This is a genomic window from Mesorhizobium sp. WSM4832, from assembly GCF_055811115.1.
In genome coordinates, this window is record NZ_JBVVQH010000071.1 from 1 (window position 1) to 324 (window position 324).

At 61.7% G+C, this 324-nt stretch carries 1 protein-coding gene; it reads right to left on the reverse strand.

The window, feature by feature from the left end; all coding sequences use genetic code 11:
- Nucleotides 1-165: 165 nt before the first annotated feature.
- Nucleotides 166-324, reverse strand: a 159-nt coding sequence (locus tag AC0L2L_RS33395; protein ID WP_192363281.1) for a co-chaperone GroES, incomplete at its 5' end; no start/stop codon positions are given.

Below are 324 nucleotides of genomic sequence, written 5' to 3' on the forward strand. Positions count from 1 at the left end.
TTGGGGCCGAGCGTCACCTTCACCGCGTCGGCGAGGATGTTGACGCCGCGCAGCATGCGCTCACGGGCGTCGCGGGAAAACTTTACGTCTTTGGCAGCCATGTTTAGCTCCTGGCAGGGGCTCGGAACGAGCCCGAAGATTCAAGATTGACGGTAAGGCCGATGATCAGCCGATGATGCCCATGATGTCGGATTCCTTCATGATCAGAAGGTCTTCGCCATTGAGCTTGACTTCGGTGCCCGACCATTTGCCGAACAGGATGCGGTCGCCGGCCTTGACGTCCAGCGGCACGAGCTTGCCGGCTTCGTCGCGGGCGCCGGAGCC